29 protein-coding genes and 1 pseudogene are annotated in these 21,562 nt (G+C 62.0%); 17 read left to right on the forward strand and 13 right to left on the reverse strand.

What is annotated here, in order from left to right; all coding sequences use genetic code 11:
- Positions 1-3: 3 nt before the first annotated feature.
- The 11 genes from IP89_RS09860 to IP89_RS09910 form a co-directional block, all read right to left on the reverse strand.
- Entirely contained in the window at positions 4-1,950 is a 1,947-nt protein-coding gene (locus IP89_RS09860) for a phage terminase large subunit family protein (RefSeq protein WP_043309297.1), read from the reverse strand.
- A complete protein-coding gene (locus tag IP89_RS09865) occupies positions 1,922-2,467 on the reverse strand; it encodes a terminase small subunit (RefSeq protein ID WP_043309298.1) in 546 nt (181 codons plus the stop codon). Before IP89_RS09865 ends, IP89_RS09860 begins: the two co-directional genes overlap by 29 nt.
- A 111-nt stretch (positions 2,468-2,578) precedes the next feature.
- Positions 2,579-3,367, reverse strand: a complete 789-nt coding sequence (locus IP89_RS09870; protein ID WP_043309300.1) for a hypothetical protein — start codon at positions 3,365-3,367, stop codon at positions 2,579-2,581.
- A gap of 8 nt (positions 3,368-3,375) precedes the next feature.
- The gene (locus tag IP89_RS09875) at positions 3,376-3,693 is read right to left on the reverse strand and encodes a phage holin, lambda family (protein ID WP_043309301.1); all 318 of its coding nucleotides are present in this window, start codon (positions 3,691-3,693) and stop codon (positions 3,376-3,378) included.
- Positions 3,694-3,875: 182 nt separating this feature from the next.
- A complete protein-coding gene (locus tag IP89_RS09880; RefSeq protein WP_043309302.1) occupies positions 3,876-4,265 on the reverse strand; it encodes a hypothetical protein in 390 nt (129 codons plus the stop codon).
- A gap of 77 nt (positions 4,266-4,342) precedes the next feature.
- Positions 4,343-5,341 carry a site-specific integrase gene (locus tag IP89_RS09885; protein WP_052081023.1) on the reverse strand — a complete coding sequence of 333 codons (999 nt, stop codon included), beginning with the start codon at positions 5,339-5,341 and terminating at the stop codon, positions 4,343-4,345.
- On the reverse strand, positions 5,331-5,672 hold the full coding sequence (locus tag IP89_RS09890; RefSeq protein WP_043309303.1) for a hypothetical protein: 342 nt from the start codon (positions 5,670-5,672) through the stop codon (positions 5,331-5,333). Before IP89_RS09890 ends, IP89_RS09885 begins: the two co-directional genes overlap by 11 nt.
- Positions 5,665-6,492, reverse strand: a complete 828-nt coding sequence (locus tag IP89_RS09895) for an ATP-binding protein (RefSeq protein WP_043309304.1) — start codon at positions 6,490-6,492, stop codon at positions 5,665-5,667. The genes IP89_RS09890 and IP89_RS09895 overlap by 8 nt, the downstream gene beginning before the upstream one ends.
- Positions 6,473-7,306 carry a DnaT-like ssDNA-binding domain-containing protein gene (locus IP89_RS23510; RefSeq protein ID WP_177326862.1) on the reverse strand — a complete coding sequence of 278 codons (834 nt, stop codon included), beginning with the start codon at positions 7,304-7,306 and terminating at the stop codon, positions 6,473-6,475. Before IP89_RS23510 ends, IP89_RS09895 begins: the two co-directional genes overlap by 20 nt.
- A 3-nt stretch (positions 7,307-7,309) precedes the next feature.
- Positions 7,310-7,930, reverse strand: coding sequence for a hypothetical protein (locus IP89_RS09905; RefSeq protein ID WP_043309305.1), 621 nt, complete (start codon positions 7,928-7,930; stop codon positions 7,310-7,312).
- 94 nt (positions 7,931-8,024) lie between these two features.
- The gene (locus IP89_RS09910; RefSeq protein ID WP_043309306.1) at positions 8,025-8,225 is read right to left on the reverse strand and encodes a Cro/CI family transcriptional regulator; all 201 of its coding nucleotides are present in this window, start codon (positions 8,223-8,225) and stop codon (positions 8,025-8,027) included.
- 88 nt (positions 8,226-8,313) lie between these two features.
- Between IP89_RS09910 and IP89_RS09915 the strand changes: the two genes are divergently transcribed.
- From IP89_RS09915 to IP89_RS09925, 3 genes are all read left to right on the forward strand, one after another.
- Positions 8,314-9,165, forward strand: coding sequence for an XRE family transcriptional regulator (locus tag IP89_RS09915; protein WP_043309309.1), 852 nt, complete (start codon positions 8,314-8,316; stop codon positions 9,163-9,165).
- A 75-nt stretch (positions 9,166-9,240) separates the two neighbouring features.
- Positions 9,241-10,032, forward strand: coding sequence for a HipA family kinase (locus tag IP89_RS09920; protein ID WP_043309310.1), 792 nt, complete (start codon positions 9,241-9,243; stop codon positions 10,030-10,032).
- The gene (locus IP89_RS09925; protein WP_043309312.1) at positions 10,033-10,857 is read left to right on the forward strand and encodes a DUF3037 domain-containing protein; all 825 of its coding nucleotides are present in this window, start codon (positions 10,033-10,035) and stop codon (positions 10,855-10,857) included. It abuts the gene before it with no gap.
- Between the two features lie 53 nt (positions 10,858-10,910).
- Here the strand turns inward: IP89_RS09925 and IP89_RS09930 are convergent, their stop codons facing one another.
- On the reverse strand, positions 10,911-11,225 hold the full coding sequence (locus IP89_RS09930; protein WP_043309476.1) for a DUF1654 domain-containing protein: 315 nt from the start codon (positions 11,223-11,225) through the stop codon (positions 10,911-10,913).
- Between the two features lie 484 nt (positions 11,226-11,709).
- Here IP89_RS09930 and IP89_RS09935 point away from each other — a divergent pair, with 484 nt between their 5' ends.
- From IP89_RS09935 to IP89_RS09970, 8 genes are all read left to right on the forward strand, one after another.
- Positions 11,710-12,174, forward strand: coding sequence for a DUF1566 domain-containing protein (locus tag IP89_RS09935; protein WP_043309313.1), 465 nt, complete (start codon positions 11,710-11,712; stop codon positions 12,172-12,174).
- Positions 12,175-12,411: 237 nt separating this feature from the next.
- Entirely contained in the window at positions 12,412-12,705 is a 294-nt protein-coding gene (locus IP89_RS09940; protein ID WP_043309314.1) for a hypothetical protein, read from the forward strand.
- On the forward strand, positions 12,702-13,238 hold the full coding sequence (locus tag IP89_RS09945) for a hypothetical protein (protein WP_043309316.1): 537 nt from the start codon (positions 12,702-12,704) through the stop codon (positions 13,236-13,238). Before IP89_RS09940 ends, IP89_RS09945 begins: the two co-directional genes overlap by 4 nt.
- Positions 13,239-13,265: 27 nt before the next feature.
- The gene (locus IP89_RS09950) at positions 13,266-13,745 is read left to right on the forward strand and encodes a DUF1566 domain-containing protein (RefSeq protein WP_043309319.1); all 480 of its coding nucleotides are present in this window, start codon (positions 13,266-13,268) and stop codon (positions 13,743-13,745) included.
- 117 nt (positions 13,746-13,862) lie between these two features.
- The gene (locus IP89_RS09955) at positions 13,863-14,471 is read left to right on the forward strand and encodes a hypothetical protein (RefSeq protein ID WP_043309321.1); all 609 of its coding nucleotides are present in this window, start codon (positions 13,863-13,865) and stop codon (positions 14,469-14,471) included.
- Between the two features lie 57 nt (positions 14,472-14,528).
- The gene (locus tag IP89_RS09960) at positions 14,529-14,882 is read left to right on the forward strand and encodes a four helix bundle protein (protein ID WP_043309322.1); all 354 of its coding nucleotides are present in this window, start codon (positions 14,529-14,531) and stop codon (positions 14,880-14,882) included.
- A gap of 203 nt (positions 14,883-15,085) precedes the next feature.
- Entirely contained in the window at positions 15,086-16,237 is a 1,152-nt protein-coding gene (locus IP89_RS09965; RefSeq protein WP_081963216.1) for an RNA-directed DNA polymerase, read from the forward strand.
- A gap of 18 nt (positions 16,238-16,255) precedes the next feature.
- A complete protein-coding gene (locus tag IP89_RS09970; protein ID WP_043309323.1) occupies positions 16,256-17,041 on the forward strand; it encodes a DNA cytosine methyltransferase in 786 nt (261 codons plus the stop codon).
- 68 nt (positions 17,042-17,109) lie between these two features.
- Here the strand turns inward: IP89_RS09970 and IP89_RS09975 are convergent, their stop codons facing one another.
- Positions 17,110-17,736, reverse strand: a complete 627-nt coding sequence (locus tag IP89_RS09975) for a hypothetical protein (protein WP_156115020.1) — start codon at positions 17,734-17,736, stop codon at positions 17,110-17,112.
- A gap of 102 nt (positions 17,737-17,838) precedes the next feature.
- On the opposite strand from IP89_RS09975, the gene IP89_RS22750 reads away from it, so the two are divergent.
- The 6 genes and pseudogenes from IP89_RS22750 (at position 17,839) to IP89_RS10000 (ending at position 21,466) form a co-directional block, all read left to right on the forward strand.
- Complete coding sequence (locus tag IP89_RS22750; RefSeq protein ID WP_052081025.1) at positions 17,839-18,474, forward strand: hypothetical protein; 636 nt, start codon at positions 17,839-17,841, stop codon at positions 18,472-18,474.
- Positions 18,471-19,091 (forward strand): hypothetical protein, encoded by a 621-nt coding sequence (locus IP89_RS09985; RefSeq protein ID WP_043309324.1) that lies wholly within the window; start codon positions 18,471-18,473, stop codon positions 19,089-19,091. Before IP89_RS22750 ends, IP89_RS09985 begins: the two co-directional genes overlap by 4 nt.
- Before the next feature lie 99 nt (positions 19,092-19,190).
- Positions 19,191-19,736, forward strand: a pseudogene (locus IP89_RS09990) (hypothetical protein); the annotation flags it as partial.
- Between the two features lie 125 nt (positions 19,737-19,861).
- Entirely contained in the window at positions 19,862-20,044 is a 183-nt protein-coding gene (locus IP89_RS09995; protein WP_043309325.1) for a hypothetical protein, read from the forward strand.
- A gap of 49 nt (positions 20,045-20,093) precedes the next feature.
- Positions 20,094-20,438, forward strand: a complete 345-nt coding sequence (locus tag IP89_RS23710; RefSeq protein WP_256203128.1) for a hypothetical protein — start codon at positions 20,094-20,096, stop codon at positions 20,436-20,438.
- Positions 20,342-21,466, forward strand: coding sequence for a site-specific integrase (locus IP89_RS10000; RefSeq protein ID WP_256203131.1), 1,125 nt, complete (start codon positions 20,342-20,344; stop codon positions 21,464-21,466). The genes IP89_RS23710 and IP89_RS10000 overlap by 97 nt, the downstream gene beginning before the upstream one ends.
- Positions 21,467-21,562: the final 96 nt, after the last annotated feature.

Consider the following 21,562-nt stretch of genomic DNA (forward strand, 5'->3'; position numbering starts at 1 on the left):
GCGTTACTTCCAGTATTTCGACTTGGCCCGCGGGCGGTTTTCGGAGTTGGTGGCGGAGTCGCCACCAGGTTGTGGCTCAGCGGCCAGCACATCCAGGTCCAGACCGAAGCGCTGCTGGCTGATGCGCAGAGCGGCAAGCGCGCCGACGAAGCAGTCGAGCGCCTCGTTGCGGCGACCGCCGGCTTCCCAGCGGAAGATCCGTGTGCCGCCGACCACGCGCGGGACCTTGGTCTCGGCAGTGAGTTGGCGCACCTCGCTCTCGTCACAGATGTCATCGTTCGCCGGGAGATGCACGACGCCTGGCTGGGACTCGCCGGCCTGCGACTTGGCCGTGTCTACGCCCAGCTTGTAGCGGCTGTAGATCAGCTCCTTGGCGTTGTCGGTGCCGATTTCAGTCAGGTAGACCTTGCTCTTGGCACTCTTCGTCCGGGGCATGCTCGCCACCGGCTTGCCATACACGTTGGCGCCCTTGGTCGGTATCACCCAAAGCACGCCATGCTTGCGGCTCGCGGCATACACCTCGTCGGTGTAGTGGCCGCCGGAGTCCCAGCACCACCGGTCGACTTTCATCACAAGGCCGTCAGCGCGGGTGAACTGTCGATGCAGTTCCAGGCCGGCCTTGCGCTGCAGCTCTTCGCTGGCAGGGTCCCCCATCAGGATGAAGCGGTAGACAAGCCATGCTTCTTCACCAGGCGCCCACGCCCAGACACGGCCTTCGAGACGGTCGTCCTGCGTGTCGATGCCGCCGGTCAGAGCCACCGCACGCCCTGGAACCTGCCCGGCCCAGACTTCGCGGCGGCCGTACATGGACTCCCAGTCGACCTTGTCCTGGATTTCCTCCCAGGTCTCGCCGAGCGTGGTGTTGGTGAAGGTGATCAGCTTCTCGCGGTCACCCTTGATCTTGAGCCACTCGGTGGCAATCTTGAGCCAGGTGCTCCAGGTGCTGTAGATGGCCCAGCAGAAGAACGCGATGGAGCGCGGCGTCCTAATCGGCTCGCCGTCAGCGTCAAACCAATCCATCGAGTCCCGCGTCCAGATGCCGGTCGCATCGCAGATCCAGCGCCCAACCTTCGAAGCCACAACCATGTCCTGGTGATAGAAGCTCTTGGCGCAGCATTCGCAGTCGTACCAGGCATTTGTGGCCTGGCCGAGAGAGTCCTTCTCCCACTTCAAGCCGTACCCGCAGTCCTTCCCGCCGAACTTGAGCGTTTGCTCGTGCTGACAATGCGGGCAGGCGATATAGAAGCGCAGCCGGACTGGCGACTCTTCAGCAGCCTTGGTGACCTGGCAGCTGCCAGCCTTTTTCGGCGTGGAGCCACGGATGGACTTCGGATAAGTCGCACCGTCGAGGCGCTTGTCACCGAGGGTAACCGCATCGCCCTCGCCACCGATGTCCGGGTCGAAGTTCGACAGCTCGTCGTAGATCGCCTCGTCCGCCGACAGCTCGCGGTAGTTCCCCGAGGCCTTACCGCCGCGAATCCAGAGGCTCTTGCGGTTAGCGAAGACCTTCTGCGCCAGGGTGTTGTCGCGGTGCTTCTTCTCAAACCAGGGCGCAAGCTCCTTGATCACCGGCACGTCGCGAATCAAGCCATCGACGTGGCGCTTGCTGATTCCCTCGGAGTCCCCATCGGTGGGGCTCCACATGACAATGTTGCGGCGCTTGTGCTGCAGCTTGTAGCCGATGTTGGCCATCAGCAGCTTGGTGTAACCGATGCGCGCCGACTTCACGAAGTTCACGACGCTGATCAGGTCATTGCCCATCGCATTGAGGATGGCGACCTGGAACGGGTCAGTCGTCCACTTGCCCTCGTGGTAGGAGGACTCGGACGACATGTAGAAATGTTCGTCTGCCCACTCGACCGCCGTCATCGGCGGCTCCTTGTGGAGCGACTGCAAGCCCAGGGTGACCGCCTTCTCGAGGTCACGGATCCAGGGTTGCGAGATACTCATCGAGGTATTCCGGGAGGTGGTCGCCGAACTTCGAGGCAATGTTCCGCGCCAGGGCGATCTCTCTCTCCATGGTCTCCAGCAGCAGCGGATCTATCTCCGGGTGCCGCCGGCTCACGGTCTTCCCAACGGTCTCCAGTTTCGAGCCGATCTGGGCGGCGATCTTCTCTAGCGCATAGGTGGCAAATGACACCGGCACGAGGACTTTCTCGTTGACCCGATTCTTCTGCTCCACGGCGTCAGCCTGGGCCGTCGTCAGCCGCAGGCGCTCCCGGAGCAGTTCTGATTCGACCTTGCGATCGGAACCTGCGCCGTCTGGGTCGTCAGGTTGTTGTTTCCGCTGGGCATGCTCGAGGCGGTTCTGCACCACATCCTGCACCCGATAGAAGGCCTCTCTACCGGCACGGCCTATCGGCTCAACGCCCCACTTATCAAAGGCTTGCGGGGAAATTCCGAGGCTCTTGGCCATCTCGGACTTGTTCAACCATCCCGGCTGCCTGGTTGTTTCGTGCTTGCTCATGACTAAACAACAACCAACCTCCCGAAAAACCTCATACGTAGTGGAATGGCGGGGCTCGAATTACCCTCATAGGGCACCCCCACCGGGAGGACCCAGAGCCATAGGCCGGGCCTATCGACGCCTGCTAGTCGCCAGCGCCTGAGCCATCGCCTTCTCGAACTCGATAGGTAGATTCTGATCAGCTGAGCGCTCTGCGATGGCATACCAGTCGAGCGCCTTGCTGTAGCTCGGCCTCTTGGTGAAGGCCAAGACCACGCGCAGCCCTGACCTACCAGAGCCAGTGCGCTCGGCAATGGCGAAGGGCTTGCGGTTGCTGTCGTGCATGACGAAGTAACGCTTGGCGTTACCCTTGGCCCGACTGCGCTTGCTGCCTGTGGCGTTGGCGCTGTAGCCCTCCTGGGTGAACAGGTTGGCCCCGGACAGGATCTTGTTGAGCGCGCCTCGGCTGACGTTGCCGTACTGGTCCAGGGGCATCTTCTCCCCGGGCACAACGTACTGACCCTGAGCCAGCACACCACGGCGGCGGAGCAGGCGCTCCACTCCCTTGTCATCGCGGGGCCCGCCGAACACTTCAGGCGTGAGCCACTTGATGGCAGCCCTGCCCTTGCCCCATGCACCATTGCCACCAACAGACCGGCCACCAGGGCCTGGGCTGCTGCCGTCCTTGATCCAGACCCGCGCCTCCATGCGCTGCTTCGTGGCTGGCTGAATGAACAGGCTGTTCAGCGTGGCCGGGGTCGGTCGATCGAACACCACCTGCATCTCGCGGCGCAGGTCATCGGCCACAACCTGGGCGGTGCGGGTCAGGGCGAGAGCTGCAGCGAATGGCAGCTGTTCGCGCTCGAGCCGATCAAGGGTCTGCAGGCGCTCTCGCAGCCCCGTGAATGACACCTTGATCATGGGCCCGCTCAGCCATCCACGCGCTTACCAGCCCAGCGCACCAGGAACTCTCGAATGGTCGTCACGCCGAGGAAGCCGATCGAGCCGCCAACGGTGACGCTCAGGCTCTCCGGAGCACCGAAGAAGCTGAGTCCGCTCGAGGCACACAGTGACAGGGCGCCGCAGATGAGTGATTCCAGACCAATGCGAGTCCAGCGGGTCTCCTTCCCATCGTAGAGGACGCGCAGGAACGCGATGATGCTGGCCATGATTGCCCCTTGCCAGGCGGCAGACTGTTCGACCGCCTGCCAGAGCGCGGCCCACATGTTCGGGTCTTTCTCTGACATCGATCGGTTCTCGAAGAAAACGCCCCCGTTGCAAGGGGCAGAGGGCGCAGCCTGGGGAGGACTGCGCGGAGCAAGAACGAAAAAGCCCCGGCACTTGGCCAGGGCTTTTGGATGCTGTGTCACTCGCTGGAGAGCAAGACACGCTGACATAAAAGCAGGTGTTTATCCGCGCGGAAAGACTTTTATGCAGCCTCTCGAAATTTCTCCATCGCCCCATCGATCCAGGCCACTCCAGCCTTGATCAGCTCCCGCGCCTTCGCCTCGCTCAAGCCGCTCTCGCGACCGATCCGAAGGGCCGGCCACTTCGCACCGAAGTACAACCACACGAAAGTGCCCATCTGCACATCGCGAGCCGACAACCTGGCCACCGCGGCATCCACCGCCAGCGCTACGTCATCGACGATCGCATAGCTCTTGATGCCCCCCATGCAGTTCGTGTTGTCCCGGATCAGCACATAGGCCGGCGACACATATCGCGGCACGCCCATCCCATCCATGCGCCACCAGCCCCACTGCTCGAGCAGCCATTCGGTGTCACCCAGCGCCTTTCCTGCATACGTCCGCTTCTTCATTTCACCCCTCCCCGCCTTTTCCTGATCTTCCTCTGGTAGAAATCCCAGAAATGCCTACAGCCCGCGCCATCGCTGGGCTAGTCGTCATCTGTGGAAATTCCGGTTTGTTCGCTTTTCAGGCCATGTGCAACAGCGAAGCCGCGCACATCCAGCCAGGCATGCCACTGCTCCAGCGCCTGCCGCCGCAGCTGGTCAGCGGTCGTGCGGATGTAGGTCTTCGCCAGCGTGCCCACCGAGTGGTTCAGCAGCAGCTCGCCCACCAGGTAATCGATGCCAATGTCCGTCCACACCGTGCGCGCCAGCTTGCGCAGGTCGTGGCTCGTCCACTCCCCGCCGCTCAGTTCTTTGATCAGCGCACTCGCCTGCTTGGCGCTCAGCGGCCGGCCGTTCACGCCAGGGAACACCCATGGGCTGCCCTGGCGAGCCGCCGGCAGCGCCTGCCAGTAACGTGTCAGCAGCGCGCACATCTGCTCGGTGATCGGCACCACCAGCTCCTCGCGGGTCTTCGTGTTCTGCGCCGGGAAGATCCACACCCGGTCGATCAGGCTGATGTGCTGCCGCCTGGCCATGCAGGTCTCACCGATACGCGTGGCGTTCGCCAGCATGGTCAGGGCCAACATCCCCACCACCGGCTGCCGCTCGAAGGCCCCGCACAGCTTCGGCAGCAGCTCAGGCACCGCCACCGGCAGCAGCCCAGCGGCCTTCGGCTGCAGCTTGCCGGACCAGAAGTCCTTGAAGCTGACCCCGGCCAGCGGATTGCGCTCGACGCGCTTCTGCTTGGCCGCTAGATCCAGCGAAGCCAGCAAGCCCTGCAGCGCCTTGTGCGCGGTGTGCGGCGACAGCCCCTCAGCCTGCATCGGCCACACTAGCGAGTCGTCCACCGTGGCGCGGTCCAACTGCTTCAGCGTCACCTTGCCCAGCCTCGGCACCACCTGCCGGCGCGCCAGGCTCAGCATCGTCGCCTTGTAGCTGGCGCTCACCGAGCGGTTCGCCTCCAATCGGTCGCCCCACCAGGCCATCACCTGGGCCACCGTGCGCAGCTGCACGCCAGCTCGGCGGCTGCGCTCACCAGCCATACGCGTACTTCTCCTCCTGGCTCATCAGCGCCAACTGCGCCACGGCCAGCACCACGTTGCGCCGCACATACCGGCGCACTAGGTCGAGCTGCTCGAACGTCGCATGCGCCTTGGCCACGATCTGGTCCAACTGCAGGCCATGGAACCGCGTCGCCAGCAGGAAGCAGTCCGCGTCATCGTCCAGCGGCGAGAACCAGTCACGGCCACCCCAGCCAGACTCCACGGCAAACCGGCCGCTCAGGTCGTACCGCCCTACTACGCCGGCCTCCTTGGCCACCGTCTCGACCAACTGCATGTCGTTCATCAACACCGCCTGGCGAAGGTCAGCCACGGTCCACCTCCCGACGGGCGCTATCCCAGTCGAACTTCACAACGATGCCCCCACCCTCGCGCAGCCGGTCCACAGTCCGATCGCCCAGGGCGCCGACCAGAGCCGGCGCGGCCAGGTTGGAAATCACGATGGTCGGCTTCACGTCCTCGTAGCGAGCGTTGATCACCTCGAACATCACCATCCGCTCGAAGTCGGTCCCGTAGCTCGCCCCCACCTCGTCCAGAATCAGCAGGTCCGGCGCGCGGAACAGGTCCATCGCCTCCCGTTCGGACTGCTCCGCCTCCTTCCCGTAGCTCGCCTTCACCTGCTGGCAAACCCGGGCAACGGTCGTGTACATCACGTTGCGGCGATGCTCCCGCACCACCACCCCAGCCACTGCTGCGGCCATGTGCGTCTTCCCGTTGCCAACATGGCCGAGCAACAGCAGGCATCGGCCGTCAGCGGCATGCTCCGTGAAGTTCGCCGCGTAGCCCTGGCACGCACTCAGCGCCACCTGCTGGCGGTCGTTCTCAGTGCGGTAGTTCTCGAAGGTCTTGGTCGTAAAGCGCACCGGAATCAGCGCCTGGCCCAGCTGCCGCTCGAGCTTGGCGGCGATGGCCTGCCGCTGCTGCTCCACGCGCTCCTCGGCCTCAGCCACGGCCAGCCGCTGCTGCGCGCACGTCGGGCAACTCGTATGCCCGCCATCGGCAAGGGTGTTCGCAATGTAATCGCCGTGATCCTGGCACTTCGCTGGCGCGGTACCGGTGATCCCGGCGGATTGCTGCAGGCGGGCCAGGCTGGCACCAACCGAGGCAGCATGGTTAGAGCGCGTAGGTTCCATCGCTATTGGCCTCCAGGCCTTCGGTAGGGTTCTGGTTGTTCAGGTTGGTGTGCTGACTCGTGCGGGCACCGGCGGCTGGCGGCTGGCCGGCAGGCTTGGCAGCCGCCCTCACCGAGCGGCGCTTGGCGGACATCACCAGCTCCCGGCACCACACGGCCTGGTTGTTCGCCGTGTCAGAGCGGGCCAGCCAGTACGAGACGAACTCGGCCAGCACCTCAGGGGTGATCAGTTCAGCCGCCACGCCGATCAGCTGCAGGTGGGTGCCCAGATTGGCGTCGTCGGGTTTCCACTCGGGGCTCATGGGGAATCGCTGCCACGACTCGACCGCCGGGGTTGGTCCGGATGGGGAAGCCTGAGCAGGGTCTGGCGCCTGCCCCTGTTGTTGTTGCTCTTTATCTACATCTACATCTTCTCTAGGTAACGCACCGCTAACGCCGGCACCGTTAGCTTTAGCGTTACCCTTGGCGTTAGCGGCCTTGTGGTTCGCAACCCGCTTGGCTGTGAGAAGCCGATTCTTCGCGGTCTTGCCGTTGTGGCGCTCGAAATGAGGCAGGCTGATCACGCCCTCGCACTCATCCATCCAGCCAACCGATTTCATGTGCTCGCAGAAACCAGTAACGCCAACCAGGCGGTCGAGCAACGTTTTGCTAACGCTCGGAGCGTTACCGCTTTCAGTCTGCTGATCGAACCAGCCCCACACCCGCAACAGCTTCCCCACCGCGGCATCAAGGTCGATGTCAGCGAGCGCAGCGATCTGGCAAACCTCTGGCTTGTCGAGGGTAGTGAGCTCGAACTTGATCCAGTCGCCTGCCATGGCTCACCCCACCACACGCAATGCGGATGACTGACCATGCTGCGCCAGCACGTTCTCCATCTGCCTGCGGATCTCGCACGCGCGGGACTCCACCGCCAGCAAACGCTCAATCGCCTCAGGCAGCAGCGGCAAGTCGGTGGCGTCGATCTTCTGGTCAGCCAGCACAGCACCCGCCGCCTCCACCGCGCCGCCCAGTCGCACTACCAACTGGCCGAATGCAGTCAGCGGACAGGCTTCGCCACCGAGGGCGCGTGCACCGACCAGTCCATAGCGTGCCGCCAGCTCGTTAATGCAGCGCTCGCGGTAGTCCTCATCCAGCGCCTGAACCCAGCCCTCTTCGACCCAGGCTGGCAGATCAACCTCACCGGCCAGCCACCGCTGCACCTTCTTCAGCCAGGAGGCCGAGGCTTTCAGAAAGGGGGCAGCATCGCCGGCAGCGGCCAGCACTTGAAAGTCCGGCACGCCCGCGTCCGCAGCCTTGCTCGGCGTCATCTCGTGCAGCTTGCCGGCCAGGGCCTGGGCAAACCGATCCTGGCTCAGTGAGGTGCGGGCGATCATCTCGGCCGCATGCGCCACCAGCACCTGGTCGCGCGTCATGCGCTGTCTAGAACTGGACAGTGTCATCTTCTGCTCCTGTCGTTATCGTGAGGGCCATGAAGTACTCGGCCCGCCTGATACATCCGCTGTTGTGCAGCCCCCAAGCTGGGGCCTCTGCGCCTTATGCGGCGGAATTGATTCCGAGGAGCTCCCGGGCGGTGATAGCGCCCTTGGTCAGCTCCTCTGCTTTGAATGCTGTTTCGGCGAGCATCGTGTGAGTGCCGGCCAGCCAATACGAAACAGCCGGCTGCGAGACGCCTAGCGCCTTGGCCGTCTTGGTCTGATCGCCGAAGAAATCGACGAGCTTTTGGATGGGGGTCATAGCGGAGCCTCAACGATAAGCTTGCTTATACTTTAAGAATAAGGAGGCTTATTTGCAAGGTCATAAGGCCGCTTATAGATTGGCGGGCATGAGCACCCTCAAAGACCGCATAAAAGCAGCACGGAAGCACGCCGGCCTCACCCAGCGAGAGTTGGCCGTGAACGTTGGCGTCTCGCAGCCCGTCATCTCGCAACTCGAGAGCGGTGAGAACCTGCAGAGCGTGCACCTGCTACGCATCGCCGGAGCATGCGGCGTCCGTCCTCAATGGCTGGCCGACGGAGAAGGTGCGATGGTCGATGCTGGCCAGGTAAGCGAGAGTGGCGCTGGCCAGTACATGACTTCTCCGGCTGCTACCAGCGGCGCCGCCGACAAGGTCCTCGCCATGCTGAGCCGACACAAAGGCCTCAGCGCAACAGCCCGCGACCAGATCGCCCAGGCCGTCGAGCAGACCGTGGCCGAGGCCGTACACGGCAGCAACGTCATCAGCGCCGACTTCTCCGGCTCCCGCGTCAAGCCAGGCGAGATCCTGATTCCCCAGTACGACGTGCGCGGCTCCATGGGCCACGGCCAGGTGCCGGCCGACTACACCGACTTCATGCGCAACGTGGTGGTCAGCGTGCCCCAGCTGGAGAAGCTGGGCCTCGACTACACCTCCGCCGCCAACCTGGCCATCATTAGCGGCTGGGGCCAGTCCATGGCGCCGACCATCCAGGACAAGGACCCAGTCATCGTCGACCGGGGCGTCAACGACTTCATCGGGGACGGCGTTTACGTCATCACCTGGGACGGCATGCTCTACATCAAGCGCCTTCAGAAGGTCGACGCCGAACGCATTGAGCTGATCTCGGACAACCCGAAACACAAGGACCGCGTCGTGAGCCTCGACGAGGTCGCCATCCATGCCAGGGTATTGCTCGTTTGGAATGCAAGTAAATTGTAGCTCTAGGGCTTCAAGCGCTAATCTCTGAATATTTTTGCCTGTTGCCTGTCCAACTGTGGAACCAAGGAGTCAAGGATGTCGAAATCACCGGAACCGACCAAGGGACAATCGAATATCCAGCCGTTGACCTATCAGAAAAAGATTTTTCCGGTCGACATACTCACTGAGTACCCCAATACGCAAGGCTCAGCCGATCTTAAACTTATCGTTAACGGTCGCGATGGGAAAGACTACGCCGTCAAGAAGCCCAATGACGGTAAGGGGAAAGTCCCAGCAAGCGAGCTTCTATGCTACGAGCTTGCGTATCGCGTAACAATTCCAACTCCAAGCTGGGCATTCATCAATCTTTCTGACGGCGACATTGGGTTTGGCTCAGTGTGGGAAGGTGGCGTTGCTAAGATTGCGCACATCAACCAAATCATTAGCATTCTTCAGTACAAGGTCAAAGTTAATAACCTTAAGGTATTTCTAAGCAGGCTATACGCCTTCGATCTTTTTGTGAACAACGTAGATCGGCACTGGGGAAATTATCTCTGGCGAGAAAGCTACGATCAGAGCTTTATAACTTTAGCTTTTGATTTTAGCCGCGCATGCTTTGAAACTGGTCACGACAAATACGACGCCTTTGATCCTGGATGCAATACGCAAAGCACCTTTACACTTATCAATCTGACAATGAACTATGATCGCCAGGAAGCGATTAAGTGCCTCGACGATCTGTTAGCTATCACACCATCGGAAATTGAGGACATGATCAAAGACATGCCTCATACATGGATGACAGCGAGCGAGAAAAAGAGTTATATTGACTGGTGGGCGTCCAGCGCTAGAACCGACAGAATAGCGACAATCAAGGGGAAAATTTGAATGATCACGTTCAAATATTCAATCATTAAGTACATGCCTGACCCAAGGCGTGGCGAGATTGTTAATGTTGGCCTTGTCGTTTTTAAGCATGACCAGCTTGATGTCCATGTTCTCAACGCGTCCGCAAAGCTTCGCATGCTAGATGGCACTTCCAGCGTCGAGGATATCGAAAGCCTCAAGAATGCCCTTCATGAAATTGGAGCCATCTCAAGCGACATAGAAACGGCAAGAAGTGTACTTAAAAGCTTCAAGCTTGCCAGTTTCTTATCCGACGAAGGCACATTTACAATCGACGATTCAAATCAATACGAACAGCGAGTCCGGTCGCTGTTTAATATGCTAGTAAAGCCTTACGCAGCAAAAGAAAAAGGCATAAAAACCCACCGCATACTTACGCATCTGAAAGACAAGTTCGAGTCGCTAAATCTTCTGGCGAAATCAACCGATGAACTCAGTCTACATAAAGTAGTTTATAACTACCCGCTGAATGAAAAGAGTGGCTTTCACGCGGACTTCCTACTTAAGAATGGTCGCTTCCACATTACCGAAGCCATCGACTTTAATGTGAATGACTTGAATGCAAAGTTCAAAGAAACATCATTAAAGATGATGACTTTCATGGAAGGTAGAAAAGCACTCGGAGAGGATACTGGTAGCTTTTTCGTTTACACCGCCCGTAAGACAGTTGAAAAGGACATTACCTCCCACCTCAATTTAGCTAGCGACTACAGCGATCAAATTTTCAATTTAGACTGCCCCAAAGAGAACGCTCGGTACTTTGACACCATATGCTCTCTGGCTGGACAGAATCGACTAGTACACTAGTTTGCGTGTAGCCCGGCCTAGAGCCGGGCTTCTTTTCTAGACCAACAGATACCTCAAAACGCTACGTCATCCTCCAGCACCTCCAACTCCCCCTCCTCCACTTCCCGATCGCCCTCGCCTTCCAGCGCCCACCGCAACGTCACTGACCCGTCATCATTGAAGGTCATCTCGATTCCGTCCGTCTCGGCCAGGATCTCCATCACCCCCTCCCACGCCTCCTCGGTATCCGTATCTAGCCGGTGCACCGTCGTCCAGCGCTCAAGCTGCGCCCGGGGCGAACCGATCATCATCGAGATGCGCAACGCCAGCCGCTCCTGGCCAGACATCACGCTGCGCTCGGATTGCTGTGGGGAATTCTGCTCAGCCATCTGCCTCTCCCTTTTCTGTATATCCATACAGTATTCCATTCCTCCGCCTCGCTTCAATCCATACCCTAACCGTTAGCGCGCAAAACGATTTATAAGCACACTTATTGACCATGAGAATAAGCGTGCTTATATTTGCTTTACACCGGCACACAACCGGCCAGGCCGAAAGGCCGCCGCTCTTTAACAACCAGCGCCATGCCCGACTAACCCGGCCCAGCCGGCTAGGTCACTCCCGGCTCCATCGGTGGGAGGACAGAAAACCGATGAAACAGACCGCTGTGCCTCTACCGGCGACCGGCGAGCAGACAGGCGCGAAAGCCTGCCCACGTGGGAACACCCCACGGCTGCCGAGGGTTACCGAACCGAGCGAACGACCCGGCACGCACAGCGCCCCGCCTCGATCCCCAGGGCGGCCAGGTCAGGGGAGCATCACCAGAGCACCTGCGCCGCGGGTGTTGTGCTGATGCCCACAGAGGAATCCCCCATGCAAACCATCCGCCGCAATGAAGTCCCCGCCCTCGGCCAACCTCTAGCCGGCGGCACCCTGATCGCCCGCTACTGGCAGGGCGAAAAGGAGATTGCCCTGATAGCCCTCGGCGCTGACGCCGAGTTCGAGGGCAAGTGGGCACCTGATTACGAACAGGTCGCCACCACTCATGGTGACGGCTACAGCAACACCCTGGCCATGGCCGAAGCTGGCAGCGCTATCGCAGCCAAGGTCTTGGAGCTGGACGCACACATCCCCTCCGCCTTCGAAGCGCACGTCATGATGGTGGCGAAGCAGACCGGTTATCTGACCGACCTGCGCGAGGATCGCTTCTACTGGACCAGCTCGCAGTACTCCGCCTACAGCGCCTTCAGCATGGACTTCGAGGGTGGCTGGCAGTACTACGACGGCAAGGGCAACGAGCGGCTCGTCCGCCCCGTCCGCAGCCTCATCGTCCAGTAATTCACTCATTCAATGCTCTTCCGCTCCTCTCGCGGATCGCTGGTAGCCCAGCCAACGAGAGGCGGTCGCGGCACGCTGGCCGTAAGAGCGATGCCGGGCACTCCCATGCGGTTCCCCGGCTAGCAAGCGCTCCACCTGGCCCGGCTCATCACCGGGCCGCCCTACTCCCGCCTCCATACGCCGCCGCCTTACCGGGTGACCTTGCGGAAGGTCTGCACTCGGCCAGGGCGGCGACCTATGCACGCCAACCACCCCGAGGTGCCCATGAACGTGATCACCATGGCCCAGGAAAGCATCCTGGAACTGGCGGAAGTACTCCGCCTCAGCGGCCAGGCCCGCCTGGCATTCGAAGCGCGCCGCACCCAGCCAGCGCCAACCAACTACCACACCCAGGTCATCGCCGGCGCAGGCATGGTCCGCGTCGTCGAGATCGGCACAGGCCGCGTGCTCGGCTTCCGCCGCACCATCCGCGAAGCCCAGTGGCTGGCCGACTCCCTCGCCCGCCGCAACGCCCAGCAGGTGCCGGCGTGACCATCCAGGCAGCCGCAGAGCTGCAACAGAAGATGGCCGCCTTCCTCGCCGCCGGCGGAGCAGTGCAAATCCTCCCCGGCTTCGAGCGCACCGCGCCCCTGCCCGCCCGCACTGACCCGCCACCCACCGTGCGCCAGTCGCGCCGCAACCCCGTCGGCATCAAGCGCCCGCGCCCCAAGCGCGACGGCCTGGTCGACGACCACGTAGCGCGCATCCGCGAACTGGCCAAGACCAAGACAGCAGCCGAGGTGGCGGCCGACATCGGCTACGCCCTCAGCACCGTCAAGGCATGCGGCCAGCGCCACAGCATCATCTTCCAGGGCATGCGCTGGCGGCCCTACTCCAAGGCGGAGATCGCCGCCATTCGTGAGGCGGCCACGACCCTGAACATGTACCAGGCCGCCGACAAGTTCGGCCGCACCCGCAGCTCACTGCGCGCCATGGCCAAGCGCGAAGGCATCACCTTTAAGGACGGCGTCAGCGACAGCAGAACCGCCCTGACCAAGTTCAACCGCAGCCTCAGCCAGAAGTAACGTCGCCACGCCACCCCGGAGAACACCATGACCAACACCACCGCACCTCAAACCATCGCCGCCGCCGACCTGCCCGCTCGCGGCCAGCCCCTGGCCGGCGGCACCTTCGTCGAGCGTTACTGGCTCAACGGCCAAGAGCGCGCACTGATCCTGCTGCCGGACGAGTTCGTCGGCGCCTACGGCAACTATGGCGAAGAGATCGAAGGCGCCAACAGTCACGCGGACGGCGAGGCCAACACCCGCGCCATGGCTGAGGTCGGCAGCGAGGCCGCCAAGAAGGCGCTGGAGCTGGGCGGCCACATCCCCTCCTGCCTGGAGGCACAGCTGCTGATGGTTGCCAAGCAAGCCGGCCTGGTCACCCTGCGCGAGGACCGCTGGCACTGGCTGAGTACGCAGTACTCCGCCGACTACGCCTTCCTCATGGCTTTCGAGGATGGCTGGCAGGGCTACGGCGCCAAGAGCTACGAGCGCCTCGTGCGCCCCGTCCGCAGCATCCCCATTCAGTAATCCACTGATCCATTCCTTTCGATTTCGCAGGCGATTCGCGGGGCCACGGGAAGTCGGCCAGACCAGAAGCGCGCCGGGAAGCGCCGGCCGCCTGCGCACTACTCTCAGGAGCAACACATGAAGAAGCGTGATGTGATCACCCTCACCGAGGGCCCGCTGACCCTGACGATTCCGGCACACGCCATCACTCAGGTGTTCACCGCCGTAGCACTGGCCCACGTCAGCAACCTGCAGCAGGCGCCGGCGAACGAAAGCGGCATTCCTGCCCTGGGCGAGTACTGGCCAGGCGAAGGCGGCCACAACGCCGGCTTGATCCGTGGCGTCGCCGGCGCGCCGGACTACTACCTGATCGTGCCGGCCGGCACTGCGGCGGAGTTCAAGGCTGAATGGGGTGGCTACGGCCGCAGCGTTGCAGGCGCCACCAGCGCAAGCGATGGTCTGACCAACACGAATGCACTGCTGGAAGACGCCGACGACCACCCTGCCGCCAAGCTGGCAGCCGGCTACACCGCCGACGGGCACGAGGACTTCTACCTGCCGGCACGCCGCGAGCTGCAGCTGTGCGAGGCGAACGTCCCCGAGTTGTTCACCAAGGGCTATCACTGGTCGAGCTCGCAGTCCTCCGCCCTCCTCGCCTTCGGCATGGACTTCGAGGATGGCTGGCAGTACGACGGCGGCAAGGGCAACGAGCGCCTCGTGCGCCCCGTCCGCAGAAAGTACCTCTGATCCTTCAATACTTCATTCCTGGGCGCGCCAGCGCCCGCGCTTTTCGAGGAGGCCAGGATGGCCCTGCATACCGAACTGGAGATTTACAAGGGCGCTGAAGAACTCCTCAGCGTCACGCTCGACCTGGTGCGGAACATTCCGCGCGACCTGAAGCAGATCGTCGGCGCCAAGATCCGCGACGAAAGCCTGCAGGTAATGGTGCTGATCGGTCGCGCCAACATGGCACGCAACAAGCTCCCGCACCTCAACGAGCTCCTCGAAAGCATCTGGATGATCAATTACCTGCTCCGAGCCCTCACGAACAAGGGGCTCATCAGTAAGGGGCAGCATGCCCAGGCCATGAAGCTCACCGCATCCATCGGTAAGCAAGCCAACGCCTGGAGAAAGTCCGCAACCGCGCCCGTTGCTTGAGGGTCAAGGCCCTCCTGCCTGTGCGCTGAATCTGGTCGTGCCGCTGGCCCACAAGGCCACCGCCATGCGCAGCACAGGGACCACCGACGGAACGGTCGGCGAGGCCTGGCGCAGTTTCCCCGCTGAGCAATCGGCAGGGCGACGTAGATAGCACGATAGGTCGCAGTACTCCGCCAACAACGCCTTCAACATGGACTTCGAGAATGGCTGGCAGAACAACAACGACAAGAACAACGAGCGCCTCGTGCGCCCCGTCCGCAGATTCGAGTGTTGCACCCTTCACCTTCGAGGAGCTGGTTCAGGCCTATTACGACTGCCGCCGCGCCAAGCGCAACACCAACAGCGCGCGGGAGTTCGAGCAGCACATGGAAGCCAACCTCCTCGAGCTGTACGAGCAGCTGCAGGCCGGCACCTACCGGCCGGGCCGCTCCATCTGCTTCGTCATCACCAGGCCCAAGCCGCGCGAGGTATGGGCCGCCCAGTTCCGCGACCGCATCGTGCACCACCTGCTGTACAACCACGTCGGCGCCGGCATCGAAGCCACGTTCATCGCCGACAGCTGCGCTTGCATCCCAGGCCGCGGCACGCTGTACGCCGCCGAGCGGCTGGAGGCCAAGGTGCGCAGCGTGACCCAGAACTGGAGCCGCCCCTGCTTCTACCTCAAGGCAGACCTGGCCAACTTCTTCGTCTCGATCGACAAACGCGTGCTGGCCCGCCAGCTGCGCGCCTTGATCGATGAACCCTGGTGGCGAGCGCTGGCCCTGCAGGTGCTCTGGCACGACCCGCGCGAAGACTACGAAACGCGCTGCCCGCGCTGGCTGTTCAACCAGGTGCCGCAGCACAAGCGCCTGACCTCGCAGCCGGCGCACCTGGGCCTGCCCATCGGCAACCTCTCCAGCCAGTTCTTCGCCAACATCTACCTGAACGCCCTTGACCAGTTCGCCAAGCACGAGCTGCGCGCCAAGCACTACATCAGGTACGTGGACGACTTCGTGCTGCTGCACGAATCCCCGCAGCAGCTGAACGCCTGGCTGGCGCAGATCGAAGGCTTCCTGCCCGGCCTGGGCGCCAAGCTCAACCCGACCAAGACCATCTTGCAGCCGGTCGACCGTGGCATCGACTTCGTCGGCCAGGTCATCAGGCCCTGGCGCCGTACCACTCGCAAACGGACGGTGAAGGAAGCACTACGCCGAGTGGCCACTTCGCCAGATGAGGATCTGCTGGCCACCGCCAACAGCTACTTCGGGCTGCTCGGCCAGGCTACCCACAGCCATGCCGACCGGGCGGCACTGGCGAATGCCCTGCTACGCCGCGGCAAGCCGGTGAACGCCGGCCTTACCCAGACCTACCGCTAATCACAAGCCGGACTAGCCATGGCCGCCTACTACAACGAAATCGACCCGTATGCAGCGCAGTGGCTCCGCAACCTGATCAAGGGGGGGCACATTGCGCCCGGCGACGTCGATGAACGCTCGATCGAGGATGTGCATCCAGATGACCTGCGCCCATACACCCAATGCCATTTCTTCGCCGGGATCGGCATCTGGTCCCTCGCCCTTCGCCGCGCCGGCTGGCCAGATAGTCGACCTGTTTGGACCGGTTCCTGCCCTTGCCAACCTTTCTCCACGGCAGGCGCGGGAGCTGGGTTTGATGACAAGCGGCACCTCTGGCCGGACTTCCATTGGCTCATCCGCGAGCGCCGCCCTGTGCTCGTCTTTGGTGAGCAGGTTGCAAGCAAGGCTGGCCTCGCTTGGCTCGACCTCGTTCAAGCTGACCTGGGGCGTGAGGGTTACGCCTTCGGGTGCGCGGATATCTGCTCTGCGGGGGCAGGCTCTGAAAACGGCAGGCAGCGGCTGTATTTCGTGGCCGACACCAACAGTCAACGACAGCCGCGGAGGGCGCAACAGAACAGCTCAGCGCTCGAATCCTGTGAGTCGGCACCACGATGGAATCACGCTGGTGGATGCAGCCAGAATGCATTGTTTGCCGCCGAGCTTGTGGTCGGCGCCAGCGGAGAAAGTCGGCTACTTGAACCCGGAACTGTCCCGCTGGTTGCAGGCTATCCCACGCTCCTGGAGCGCCTGCGCGCCTACGGAAACGGCCTCAACGTTGAAGCGGCGACGCAGTTCATAGGCGCCTATCTGGACGCTACCACCTGAGCCACCCTGCCCGGCCGTCATCCTTGCCCGATGCGCGGCCGGCGGGCGGTCTAGAAATAGTGCACCAATCACCCTTCCAGTTCTTGATTATCCTCTGAGAAGCGCTGAAAGAGGTTGTATGTTGGGCCTGCATCAGCTGAACCCATTTGAATTAAATAGAACTGATCTTCATTAATCAGCCTCAATTCATGGGCATTCAGTAAGTTTCGAATCTTCATTCCCCACCCCTGAGCAGCGTCAAGATGCACTTCATACTTCAGAGCCTTCCCGTATGGGTTCTGGCTATGCAGTAATCCGCCACACAAATCATATAGCGTTTCAAAATCATCCTTGGACAGATAGTCCCCTTCGTACTTACGAAGCTCCGCCGTGTGCCTTTGATTCTGCACTTTATGCTGAGTTACAGGGCGTGGATAAAAATCAGGGTGAATCGCTGCAACTGCCTTGAGAACCCTGGAAGCGTGCCAGTCACGCGAATAGTCAGCACGGGCTTTCGCATAGGCATCCAAACTCGCAACTAGCGAACCAAAAGCGATCAACTCAAGTATTTTTCGGAACTGCAGGTAAATAACCTCAACGTTAGTCTGCATGAACCCAGTGGTCGCTTCCCCCACCAAAATCCTATGCACAACCTGAGTTCTATATTTTACCTCTTTCATTAATTCGCAATAACGAACAGCTCCAACTGCATCCATATTTTCATACTCCATTTATTGCGGTCGCTTCAGCTGTTGGCGACCATTAAACCTACCAATACCCCACAACCAACCTTTCACGCCACTGGCGAGGGAGAAGTCATGTCCACTGAAAACCCCATCGTCACCCGTGAGCACCTCGCCGCCCTACAGGTGTTCGCGAACGACATGATCACCGCCGCCCTGGGTGGTGGCGACGTAGACGGGCCGACTATCCAGGAGCAGGCCGTAAAGCACGGACTACTTGCGCGGCGAATCATGACAACTCCTTGCTGCGGCCCTGAAGAAGGCTTCTGCAGCTGCGCCCACACCACGTCGTTCCCGGCTGAATGCTTCCGCAAGACCGTGGCGCTGGTGGCCGAGCTTTCGCAAACCAGCCCGCCGCAATCTGCGCCGGCCGGGGCGGTGCATGACGCCTTGGAGTGGCTGGATGATTTCGTGGCCCGCTGTAATGGAGACGACCGAGGTGCATGCAGTTCGGTGAATATCCTGCGCGATGCTCTCGCCGCCGCCCCTCAACCAGCAGCGAGGAATGGCTGGATTCCATATAGCGAGCAGAAGCCAGACGGCCAGCACCGTACCGAGTACCTGATCTATTTCGAGGACACCGGGAAGATCCTCGTAGATGAATGGATCGACGAGCAAACAGAGGGCTGGTGCTTCTGGTTCGGCGACCCGTCTCACTGGATGCCCCTGCCTGCATCACCGGTAAAGCAGAGCGAAGGAGAGCAGCCATGAGCAGCAATGACCTGAAGGCCTACCACGTAGGCGAGGACAGCGAAGGCGGCCACGTCGTTGTCTTCGCCACAAGCGGTGCAGCTGCTCGCCGCGCGGGCGGCAACGAACTGGACCTTGAGTTCTCTGCGGTGGAGTTCTGCCGCCGGGCGCAATGGGCGGATCAGTATGCAGGCCAGCCGTTCATTCCAGCCAAGGCGTTTCATGACGCAGGCTGGTGGCTGCGCTGCAGCTATTGCGAGACCACCAACTACGACGACGCCGAAGACGACGACGGCAACCCACTGACGATGGTGTACGACGGGCCGGACGTGTACTGCAGCCAGAGCTGCAAGGACGCGAAGGAGAAGGACATCGACGACGCCAACGAGCGCGGCGATGCCTTTATCCGCAAGGTCCATGAGGCGCGCCCGGACCTGCACTTCGTAAGATTTCGTTGCGGCTGGCCTTACGTGACCATGACGGCGGAGTTCACCTTCCCAGGCTGCCGCTACGGCGGCGAGATCGTCGACCAGAAGGGCGACGGCAACCTGGCAATGTACGTGGCAGGCTATGACGGCGACGACTTCCAGGCCTACGAGCGCAGCCGCAATCGCGCTGTTACCGAGCAGCGAGCCTGATCATGGCCGCCAAAATCCTCTGCCGCACCACCCGCAAGCCGGCCGAAGAGTGCCGCTGCCTGCGCTGCACCCCGCCTCCCAAACCGAAGGACTGACCTCATGAACAACCTGCTCTGGCAGCTGCTCGCGCGGCTGCTGGCGTGCCGCCCTGTGCGCGCCTTCCTCATTGCCTACGCCAAGCGCACCCCTTACCAGCACATCATGTCCGCCGACGGGGGCGAGATGTACATGGGCCGCTGGTGGCTGCTCAACCCCTACAACAACGAGACGCGCGCCAGCCGTTGGCCGTGGCTGCCATTCTCTGCCCGCATCCACCACATCATGCGCGCCGACCAGGACCGCGACCTGCACGACCACCCCTGGAATGCACGCACCATCATCCTCGACGGCTGGTACACCGAGCAGCGCCTGGTTGAGGACGGCAGCCCACTGCATCAGGCCATCGCGCCACCGCCTGGCGCTGAGGTAACCGAGCTCATCCACCGCGAGGCCGGCACCTCGGCGCGGCTGCGCCACGGCGAGTACCACCGTATCGACGAGGTGTCGCCGGGCGGCGTCTACACCCTGTTCATCACCAGCCGCTACCGCGGCACGTGGGGCTTCCTGGTGGACGGCGTGAAGGTGCCGTGGCGCCAGTACCTGGGCCTGCCGGAAGCCCCTGCCACCAACATGCAGCAAGCGGACCCAGAGCTGGCAATGCTGGAGAGCTACGCCGCGCCGGTCTACGTGCTCATCGGCCTGGCCGGCATCGCCACTGCGAGCCTGCTGCTGTGGACGCTGTAGCGCCAGCCCCCTGCCAGCACAGCTGGGCGTTTACCACGCCCGGCCACATCAAGTGCACCAAGTGCCCGGCCATCGGCCAGCGCTGGTTCACCGCGCAAGAGCGGCGCGAGTACAAGGCCGGCCTGGCCGGCAAAGGCCCGCGCTGGTTCCACCTCATGCCCCGCACCTGATCCCTTCACCTTTACGGCCTGCCGGCGCCGCCGGCGGGGAGGAGCAGCCATGCCCAAACCTCAGCAACTGCCAGACACCGGCGACGATCACGACAAGGTGCTCGAGGCGAAGCTGGCCGAGCTGATCGGCACCACCCCAAAGGCCCTGCAGCGCAAGCGCGAGAAGGGCATCATCCCCCACGGCGTCTGGTGCCTCATCGACGGCCGGGTGACCTACAGCAAATGGAGATACAACGAATGGGTCGAAAGTCTGTGGACCTGCCAGAAGGAGTCGAAGTCGTCGGCAACGCCGTCCGCATCCGCTTCACATGGAAGCATCGCCGTTGCGAAACCCTTGCCTATGCGCCGACCGCCGCGGGGATCGCCAAGGCCTCAAGTCTTCGAGCTCAGGTAAAGCAGCTGGTAAAGCTCGGCGTCATGACGGACGACAAGTACGCCGAGCTGTTCCCCGCCTCCAGCTACAGCCTGGCGCGCCGCACCCCCACCTTCGGGGAGTACGCCCAGGTCTGGCTGGATAGCCGCGAGATCGTCGGCAGCACCCGCCTGAACTACAAGAGCACGCTGAACCGGTACTGGATGCCGCACTTCGCGGCCCTGCGCCTGGACGAAATCAGCGCGGTGGACGTGCGCAAGGTCATTGCCGAAACGAACTGGGCGTCACCAGGCGTGCGGCGTAATGCCTGCGACAAGCTGTCGACCATCTTCAAGGAGGCAGTGCAGGACGGGACCATTGCGCGCAACCCGGCCAGCGCCATCAGCCGGCCGAAGCTGCCGAAGAAGGTGGTGGACCCGTTCACCCGCGAGGAGGCCGAGCAGATCATCGCGCACATGTATTCGAAGCTGACAGGGCTGCTGCGGATCTACGCCTGCTTCTTCGAGTTCGCCTTTTTCACGGGCATGCGCCCGGGCGAGGTGATGGCGCTACGGTGGGAGGAGGTGGATTTTCAAGGAAGGAGCGCGCACGTCTGCCGGGTGCAGGTGAAGGGCAAGATCCACGAACGGGTCAAGACCAAGCGCAGTCGGCATGTGCTGCTGAATGACAGGGCGCTGCATGCCCTGAATGAGGCCAAGCCACTGACCATGGCTCGGAGTGCATATGTGTTCGCGCCGGCCACCCTGGCCAAAGACAGCGACTGGATACGGACGTGCACCACGCCCAGGGAGTACTTCGCCAAAGCCTGCCGGGCGCTCGGCCTGCGTGAGCGGCGGCAGTACGACACCCGCCACACCTACGCGACGATGTGCCTGATGGCCGGCATGAACCCAGCCTTCATTGCCAACCAACTCGGCCACAGTGTACAAATGTTGCTTTCCACTTACGCGAAGTGGCTCAACTCCACATCGGACTGGGCCGAACTTCAGAAGCTGGAGACGCAACAAAACGGTACGAAATTGGTACAACCGATTTCATCACCGACCTGAAAGGCGCGCTGGTCTTGCCTTCTGTTGGCAGGATGCGACATTTCCTTATAAGATCCCGCCTCCCCCAATCGTCGCCCTCAAGCGGCTCCAGCCGCC

The organism is Pseudomonas sp. ML96 (assembly GCF_000761545.1).
Classification (GTDB): Bacteria; Pseudomonadota; Gammaproteobacteria; order Pseudomonadales; family Pseudomonadaceae; genus Aquipseudomonas.